Below are 8,170 nucleotides of genomic sequence, written 5' to 3'. Positions count from 1 at the left end.
CGTCAGCATGTGACGTCCGTGGGCTGCCGCCGTTGGGGTGCATGGGCCGGGGTCGGTAGAATGTGCCGGCCCGGGCCGATGCCGCGAACATCGAGAGTCTGGTGTGTGAGAGATGTTGCGAGTCATAGTCCGCCGCCTGCTCCAACTGGTGGTGACGCTGATAGCGCTGTCCGCGCTGATCTTCGTCTGGTTGCGGAACCTGCCCGGCGGCCCGGTCGAGGCGCTGCTCGGCGAGCGGGCCACCCCGGAACGACGGGCGCTGCTGATCAAGGCGCTCGGCTACGACCAGCCGATCCTCGTGCAGTACGGCAAGTTCATGCAGCGGGTCCTCACCGGGGACCTGGGCAACTCGATCCGGACCGGTGACCCGGTCACCGACGTCATCGCCCGCGCCTTCCCGGCCACCATCGAACTGGCCATCGCCGCCATGATCATCGCGGTGGGGCTGGGGGTGCCGCTGGGCTATCTCGCCGCCCGCTACCGGGGCCGACTCCTCGACAACCTGACGATCGCCGGCACCCTGCTCGGCATCTCGATCCCCATCTTCTTCCTGGGCTACCTGCTCAAGGACGTGCTCACCCAGGACATCCACTGGTTCCCGCCGTCCGGTCGGATCAGCACCGGGATGGACAACACCTCGGTGACCGGGTTCTACGTCCTGGACGGCCTGCTCACCCGCGAGTTCGACGCCAGCGCCGACGCGCTCTGGCACCTGATCCTGCCGGCGGTCACGCTGGCCACCATCCCGCTGGCGGTGATCGTCCGGATCACCCGGGCCAGCGTGCTCGACGTGCTCAACGAGGACTACGTACGGACCGCCGAGGCGAAGGGCCTGCGGCACCGCACCATCCGGGGCCGGCACATCCTGCGCAACGCACTGCTGCCGGTGGTCACCACCATCGGCCTGCAGACGGGCGCGCTGCTCTCCGGCGCGGTGCTCACCGAGAAGGTCTACAACTGGGGCGGGCTCGGCACCCTGATCACCGACTCGATCAGCGGCGGCCGGGACTACCCGGTGCTCCAGGCGATCATCCTGCTCGCCGCGCTGGTCTTCGTGCTGGTCAACCTGCTGGTCGACCTCTCCTACGCCTTCATCGACCCGAGGGTGCGTGTGCGATGACCGACCCGACCACCCGCCCCGGCGTGGGCAAGCCCCGCACCGGCGACACCCCCACCGACCAGCCCGCCGAGGGCCCGGCCGCCGACGGCCAGGCCGGTCAGCCCGGTGAGAACCCGACCGGCCGGCCCGCCGAGAGCCCGGCGCAGCGGCGGGAACGCAGCATCGGCCGGCTCGGCGACCGCAAGCGGGCCCGGCTCGACGAGTTGGCGCGGGCCACCGCCGACCCGGGCGGCGTCAGCCTCTACCGGGACGCGCTGCGCCGGCTGCGCCGTAACCCGGTGGCCATCGTCGGCGCCGTCATCGTCGGGTTGTTCGTGCTGGTGGCGCTCTTCGCCCCGTTGATCGCCCCGCACGACCCGGTGCAGCGCTTCGACGAGCTGACCCGGGACCTGACCGTGGACAGCATCCCCGGGGCCACCGCCGGGCACCCGTTCGGTTCGGACCCGCTCGGCCGGGACTTCCTCTCCCGGATGATCCACGGCAGCCGGCAGACCCTCTTCGTCGGTGTACTCGCCACCCTGATCGGGCTCACCCTGGGCGTGCTGCTCGGCGCGATCGCCGGGGCCTTCGGCGGCTGGGTCGACGTGGTGCTGATGCGCCTCACCGACGTGATGCTGGCGCTGCCCAGCCTGCTGCTGGCGATCACCCTGGTCGCGATGGCCAGCCGGTCGAGCCAGTGGACGGTGATCTTCGCGGTGGCGATCGTCAGCGTGCCGATCTTCGCCCGGCTGCTGCGCGGCTCGATGCTGGCCCAGCGGGAGAGCGACCACGTCCTCGCCGCGCGGGCGTTGGGCGTCAAGGAACGCAACATCGTCCTACGGCACATGCTGCCCAACTCGCTGACCGCGGTGATCGTGCAGGCCACGCTGACCTTCGCGGTGTCGATCCTCGACGCGGCGGCGCTGTCCTTCCTCGGCCTCGGCGACCCGGACATCAACCGGGCCGAGTGGGGGCTGATGCTCGGCGTCGACGGCCAGCGCTACTTCGAGGTCCGCCCCGAGCTGGCCTACTATCCGGCGCTCGCGATCATCGTGGTCGCGCTCGGCTTCACCCTCCTCGGTGAGGCGATGCGCGAGGCGATCGACCCGAAGAACCGGCGGTGACGGCCGTGCGGCGGGCCGGCGCGACCGGCCCCGGGCCGGGCGGGAGCCGGGTGGACCGGCGACCGCAGCCGGGAGCGAACGACCAGCACAGTGAGGATGTGACCCGATGAGCCTGCTCGACGTACGCGATCTGAGCGTGGTGTTCCAGCGCCGGGGCGAGCGGCCGTTCACGGCGGTCGACCAGGTCAGCTTCACGGTGGAGCCGGGGCAGACGGTCGGCCTGGTCGGCGAGTCCGGCTGCGGCAAGAGCGTGACCAGCCTGGCCATCATGGGGCTGCTGCCGAAGCGGGGCAACCGGGTCACCGGCGAGGTGCTGTTCGAGGGCACCGACCTGCTCAAGCTGCGCCCGGACGACCTGCGGGACCGGCGGGGCCGGGACATCGGCATGATCTTCCAGGACCCGCTGTCGTCGCTGAACCCGGTCATCCCGATCGGGGTGCAGGTCGCCGAGGTGCTGGAGCGGCACCGGGGGATGGACCGCCGCAAGGCGCTGCGGGAGGCACGGGAGCTGCTCGACGCGGTCGGCATCCCCGACCCGGACCGTCGGCTGACGGAGTTCCCGCACCAGATCTCCGGGGGTATGCGCCAGCGTGCCCTGATCGCCATCGCGCTGGCCTGCAAGCCCCGGTTGCTGATCGCGGACGAGCCGACCACCGCGCTGGACGTCACCATCCAGGCGCAGATCCTCACCCTGCTCAAGCAACTGGTCGACGAGACCGGCACCGCGCTCATCATGATCACTCACGATCTCGGGGTGGTGGCGGGGCTCTGCGACACGGTCAACGTGCTCTACGGCGGCAAGGTGGTGGAGCGGGCCGCCCGGCACGAGCTGTTCGCCCGGCCCCGGCACCCGTACACGCACGGTTTGCTCAGCTCGGTGCCCCGGCTCGACTCGGTGCGGGGCGAGCGGCTGCACGCGATCCGTGGCTCGGTGGCCGACAACATCCCCTGGGTCGAGGGCTGCGCCTTCGCGCCCCGGTGCGACAACGTGGTGGACGCCTGCCTGGACGGCCCGCCACCGTTGGAGCCCACCGCCTCCGGCGGCGACCTGCGGTGCAACAACCCCGTTTCGGAGGAGGTGGCGGTGCCGTGACCGAACGGACCGGAACCACGGATGGTGCCGCGACCGGGCAGGCCGGGGCGGGGGCGACGGCGGAGCAGGGGCGGCCCCTGATCGAGTTGCGCGACGTCAAGGTGCACTTCCCGATCAAGAGCGGGCTGCTCTTCGACCGTACCGTCGGCTACGTCTACGCGGTCGACGGCGTCTCCCTGTCGATCAACGCGGGTGAGACGTACGGGCTGGTGGGCGAGTCGGGGTGCGGCAAGTCGACGCTCGGCCGGGGCCTGCTGCGGCTGGTCGAGCCGACCGACGGTGAGATCGTCTTCGACGGCACCGACGTGCGCGCGCTCAAGGGCGAGTCGATGCGTAAGGCCCGCCGTCGGATGCAGATGATCTTCCAGGACCCGCTCTCCAGCCTGGACCCCCGGCAGTCGGTGGAGTCGCTGCTGGTGGAGGGGCTCAAGGCGCACGGCCTGGCCGACGACAAGGAGGCGACGAGCCGGCGGTTGCGGGACACCCTGAAGGCGGTGGGTCTGCCCGCCTCGGCGTTGAGCAGGTATCCGCACGAGTTCTCCGGCGGGCAGCGCCAGCGCATCGGCATCGCCCGTGCCCTGGTGCTCGACCCGGACCTGATCGTCGCCGACGAGCCGGTCTCCGCCCTCGACGTGTCGATCCAGGCCCAGGTGCTCAACCTGCTGGAGGATCTCCAGAACGAGCGCGGGCTGACGTACCTGATCATCGCGCACGACCTGGCGGTGGTCCGGCACATCGCCGACACGGTCGGGGTGATGTACCTGGGCGGGCTGGTGGAGGAGGCGTCCAGCGACGACCTCTACCGGGAGCCGATGCACCCGTACACGAAGGCGTTGATGTCGGCGGTGCCGGTGCCGGACCCGCTGGTCGAGGACCGGCGGGAGCGGATCCTGCTCGCCGGTGACCTGCCGTCGCCCACCAACCCGCCGGCCGGCTGCCGGTTCCACACCCGGTGCCCGTGGGCGCAGCCGACCCGCTGCGCCGACGAGCGGCCGGCGCTGCGCGAGGTCGTCGGCGGCCACCGGGTCGCCTGCCACTTCGCCGAGGAGATCGCCGCCGGGCGGCTGCGCCCGCACGAGGTGGAACCCGAGCTGGTCCGGCCGGACGAGGGCGGGACGCCGGGCGACCCCGGTGAGCTGATCCCCACCCCGTGAGCAGGTGACAGGGCCCCCTTCCCGGCGACGGGAAGGGGGCCCTGTCCGTGGGTGCGGCGGCGGGCGGGTCAGCCCTCGGGGCGGTGCAGCAGGGCGAGCGCGACGGTGTGCACGGCGTCGAGATCGGCCGGGTCGGCGAGCCTGGCCGTCCCGCCGGTCACCGCGTACCACTCGTCGGCGTCCTTGTACTGCACGGTGAGCGTGGCCTGGCCGTCGGCGTACCGGGACTTCAGGGTCAGCTCACCGGTCACCACGCCCACCTCGTCGGTCATCACCCCGCCGGGGCCGGCGACCAGGTCGGCGGTCAGCTCGCGGGGCCCGCCGCTGCCGCCCGCGTCGGCGGTCATCCCCGCGCCCGGCACCCCGGCCGGGGCGGCGGGCTGTCCGTCGGCGGTCATCCCGGCGGTGGCCGCCCCCGTGCCCTCCGGTGCCACGTCGGCTGCCGTCGCCGGTGTGGCGGCCGGGTCGGTCCCGGCGTCGGCACCGGCCGGCGGTGTCAGCGCTTGCTCGCCCATGTGCAGCCCCCCAACATGTCGGTGATGGCGGCCTTCTCGGCGCTGGTCACCGTCAACTTCCAGTGGTGCTTGACCTCTACCCAGTGTTCCGCGTACGTGCACCAGTAGGCGCGGTTCGGCGGTTTCCACTGCGACGGGTCCTGGTCACCCTTGGACCGGTTGGAGCTGGCGGAGACCGCGAAGAGCTGCGGTCGGGTCAGGTCGTTGGCGAAGTCGCCGCGCTTGGCGTCGTCCCACTCGTCGGCCCCGGAACGCCACGCGTTGGCCAGCGGCACCATGTGGTCGATGTCCACGTCGGAGGGGTCGGTGAAGGTCCGCCCGTCGTAGACGCTCTCCCACCGCCCGCCGACCACGTTGCAGCCGGAGAGGCGGATGTCCTTGCCGTCGCGCTGGAGCACGCTGTCCCGCACGTCGCAGTTCTTGCCGGTGTCCCGCCAGTGCGGGAACCGGTTGCGGCTGTAGCCCTTCATCGAGCCGGCCTCGGCGACGGTCAGCTCCGAGAGCTGCTCACCGACGTTGCCGGAGCTGCCCGGTGGCGCCTCCGGCTCCTCCACCGAGACGTCACACCCACCCGCGCCGAGGGCGAGCAGCGCGGCAAGGGCCGCCGCCACCGCCGCGCGGCCTCCTGATCTGGTACGCACAGACGACACCTTTCCAGCTTGCGGGCTTCCGGCGATCCCGCACAGTACCCAAGGCACGGTTTCCGTGTTTCGTGGCGTCTCCGGTCGAGGGCGTGCAGATTGGTACCCATGACCGCACCCGCTCACGCGCTCCGTATCCGTACCACGGCCGGGCGGGGAACGCTGCTCGCCGCGATCCTCGCCTCGGGCATGGTGTTCCTGGACAGCACCGTGGTCAACGTGGCGCTTCCCCGGCTGGGCGCCGACCTCGACGCGACCGTCGCGGGTCTGCAGTGGACGGTCAACGGATACGCGCTGATGCTGGCCGCGTTCGTCCTGCTCGGTGGGTCGCTGGGGGACCGGTTCGGCAGGCGGCGGATCTTCCTGATCGGGGTGGTCTGGTTCGCGGTCGCCTCCGTCCTGTGCGGGCTCGCCCAGGACACCAACCAGCTGATCGCCGCCCGGTTCCTCCAGGGTGCGGGCGGGGCGCTGCTCACCCCCGGGTCGCTGTCGGTGCTCCAGGCGAGCTTCCACCCGGACGACCGGGGTCGGGCGATCGGTACCTGGTCCGGGCTGTCCGGGGTGTCCACCGCGCTCGGCCCGTTCGTCGGCGGGTGGCTGATCGACGCGCTCTCCTGGCGGTGGATCTTCTTCATCAACCTGCCGCTCGCGGCCGGGGTGCTGCTGGCGGCGGTGCGCTGGGTGCCCGAGAGCCGGGACGAGAACGCCTCCCGCACCGCCGGCCGGCGGTTCGACATCGCCGGGGCGCTGCTCGGCGCGTTGGCCCTGGGTGGGCTCACCTACGCCCTGATCGACGCCCCGGTACGCGGCCCGCGCTCCTGGCCGGTGCTGCTCGCCGCCGTGGTGGGCGTCCTCGCCGCGGTCTGCTTCGTGCTGCTCGAACGGCACCGGGGCGAGGGGGCGATGCTGCCCACCACGCTGTTCGGCAGCCGGCTCTTCTCGGTGCTGAACGTGTTCACCGTGCTGGTCTACGCCGCGTTGAGCGGGTTCACCTTCTTCCTCTCCGTCTACCTCCAGAACGTCGTCGGCTGGTCGGCGCTGCGGACCGGGCTGGCCACCGTGCCGATGACCGTGCTGTTGCTGCTCGGTTCGGCGCGGGCCGGGGCGCTGTCGGCGCGGATCGGCCCCCGGCCGCTGCTGACCGTCGGCCCGATCGCCGCCGCCGCCGGCCTGCTGCTGTTGCGCCGGGTCGGGCCGGGTGCGTCGTACTGGTGGGACGTGCTGCCCGGGGTGCTGCTGTTCGGGGTCGGGCTGACCCTGGTGGTGGCCCCGCTGACCGCGTCGGTGCTGGCCGCCGTGGCGGACCGGTTCGCCGGGGTGGCCAGCGGCTTCAACAACGCCGCGTCGCGCACCGGCGGCCTGCTCGCGGTGGCCGCGCTGCCGCTGCTGGTGGGTCTGTCCGGCACCGGCTACGAGCAGGCCGGCGCGCTCACCGACGCGTTCCGGGGTGCGATGACCTGGTGCGCCGGGTTGTTGCTCGCCGGCGCGCTGCTGGCCGCCCTGCTGGTGCACCGTCCGGCGTCTGCCGACGGTGCGTCGGACCGGGCCGCGCGCCCGGCCACGGGCGGGTAGCGGCTCTGCCGAACTGTCACCTGGGGGTGAGGAGGGTTTCAGTCAACACCACCAAGCCGGTCGGTGACTCACACTGCACCCGTATGGCGAGTTCGTCGGTCTTCTCGACATCGACCGAAAGTTGAACCGGGGCACCCTGCCTGGTCGCCTTGCCGCCGCGATCCAGCCGGTTGACCGTGTCGTCCTCCTGTTTGGTGGAGGTGATCACTGATACGTAGGCCTTCGCCTGCGAATCGTCCGGGAAGTAGGGCCGAATGACGGTCGTGAGATCCACATAACGGCCCAGCAGTGGATAGGTGACCTCCCGGTACTTGTCTGCTGAGGTATTTCGTGGGCAGGTAATGGTGATCGGGCGCTGGTAACCGGGCTGACCGCGTAGGGCCCGTGGTAGATCCACCAAATTGTCCTTCCCGCCCTGCACTTCCAAGGTGTCGAGGTGGACGCCGTTCGGAGTGCCCTGCACGCCGGCCGGCTCCCCCGTAATCTCTTGATCGACACTTCCTCGATCGCCGGCTGTTTGGGCGGGTGCAGTAACCGTCGTCCGGCTAGCTGACGCCGAAGGATCGGAATTGGGTTCACGTTTCGTGAGATCAAGGTAGTCGCGTCCCAGCGACGCGGCGGCTATGAGGATGCCCAGTAAGGTCAGGGCAATCGTCAAGCGACGACCGCGTTTCGACCCTTCGTCGGGCTGGTGGCCACGGCTCTCTGCTGGGCGGAGGTTCTCAACGTCGGCCACGTCTCTCCCCGAATGTGATCCACTAATGCTCGGACGGCATCTATCATCCGGATGATCGGACTCCATCCCTAACTGGCTGCTGTCGTTTATGCGACAGTGGATCTCGTTGTTTCTCGGATGGAGGGGACTACAGAATTCCCTGCTACAGATTGCAGGAGGTTCTTAGTGGTTCTACCAAACGATGGGAACGCACCAAGCAGTCCGGCTGCTCCGCCGACGGCGGGCGACCAGTTGGA

8 protein-coding genes are annotated in these 8,170 nt (G+C 70.9%); 5 read left to right on the top strand and 3 right to left on the bottom strand.

The genetic code is table 11. The features are described 5' to 3' along the window. Window positions 1–112 precede the first annotated feature (112 nt). From ACOJTC_RS16705 to ACOJTC_RS16690, 4 genes are all read left to right on the top strand, one after another. The gene (locus ACOJTC_RS16705) at window positions 113–1,120 is read left to right on the top strand and encodes an ABC transporter permease (protein WP_088643793.1); all 1,008 of its coding nucleotides are present in this window, start codon (window positions 113–115) and stop codon (window positions 1,118–1,120) included. Then, a complete protein-coding gene (locus ACOJTC_RS16700) occupies window positions 1,117–2,223 on the top strand; it encodes an ABC transporter permease (protein ID WP_420117575.1) in 1,107 nt (368 codons plus the stop codon). Before ACOJTC_RS16705 ends, ACOJTC_RS16700 begins: the two co-directional genes overlap by 4 nt. 106 nt (window positions 2,224–2,329) lie before the next feature. Continuing rightward, window positions 2,330–3,316 carry an ABC transporter ATP-binding protein gene (locus ACOJTC_RS16695; protein ID WP_420117574.1) on the top strand — a complete coding sequence of 329 codons (987 nt, stop codon included), beginning with the start codon at window positions 2,330–2,332 and terminating at the stop codon, window positions 3,314–3,316. 77 nt (window positions 3,317–3,393) lie between these two features. Further along, window positions 3,394–4,470, top strand: a complete 1,077-nt coding sequence (locus ACOJTC_RS16690; protein WP_357932805.1) for an ABC transporter ATP-binding protein — start codon at window positions 3,394–3,396, stop codon at window positions 4,468–4,470. Window positions 4,471–4,538: 68 nt separating this feature from the next. Here ACOJTC_RS16690 and ACOJTC_RS16685 read toward each other — a convergent pair whose 3' ends face one another. Together ACOJTC_RS16685 and ACOJTC_RS16680 are read right to left on the bottom strand one after the other, a co-directional pair. Next, window positions 4,539–4,985 (bottom strand): hypothetical protein, encoded by a 447-nt coding sequence (locus ACOJTC_RS16685; protein ID WP_420117573.1) that lies wholly within the window; start codon window positions 4,983–4,985, stop codon window positions 4,539–4,541. Then, window positions 4,967–5,626, bottom strand: coding sequence for an HNH endonuclease family protein (locus tag ACOJTC_RS16680; RefSeq protein WP_088643797.1), 660 nt, complete (start codon window positions 5,624–5,626; stop codon window positions 4,967–4,969). The genes ACOJTC_RS16685 and ACOJTC_RS16680 overlap by 19 nt, the downstream gene beginning before the upstream one ends. A 108-nt stretch (window positions 5,627–5,734) precedes the next feature. Here ACOJTC_RS16680 and ACOJTC_RS16675 point away from each other — a divergent pair, with 108 nt between their 5' ends. Continuing rightward, window positions 5,735–7,198 carry an MFS transporter gene (locus ACOJTC_RS16675; RefSeq protein ID WP_420117572.1) on the top strand — a complete coding sequence of 488 codons (1,464 nt, stop codon included), beginning with the start codon at window positions 5,735–5,737 and terminating at the stop codon, window positions 7,196–7,198. 16 nt (window positions 7,199–7,214) lie between these two features. Here ACOJTC_RS16675 and ACOJTC_RS16670 read toward each other — a convergent pair whose 3' ends face one another. Then, window positions 7,215–7,934, bottom strand: coding sequence for a hypothetical protein (locus tag ACOJTC_RS16670; protein WP_420117571.1), 720 nt, complete (start codon window positions 7,932–7,934; stop codon window positions 7,215–7,217). Window positions 7,935–8,170 lie beyond the last annotated feature (236 nt).

Source organism: Micromonospora sp. (assembly GCF_048594385.1).
Classification (GTDB): Bacteria; Actinomycetota; Actinomycetes; order Mycobacteriales; family Micromonosporaceae; genus Micromonospora; species Micromonospora wenchangensis.
This window is presented reverse-complemented; position numbering and strand designations above follow the sequence as displayed.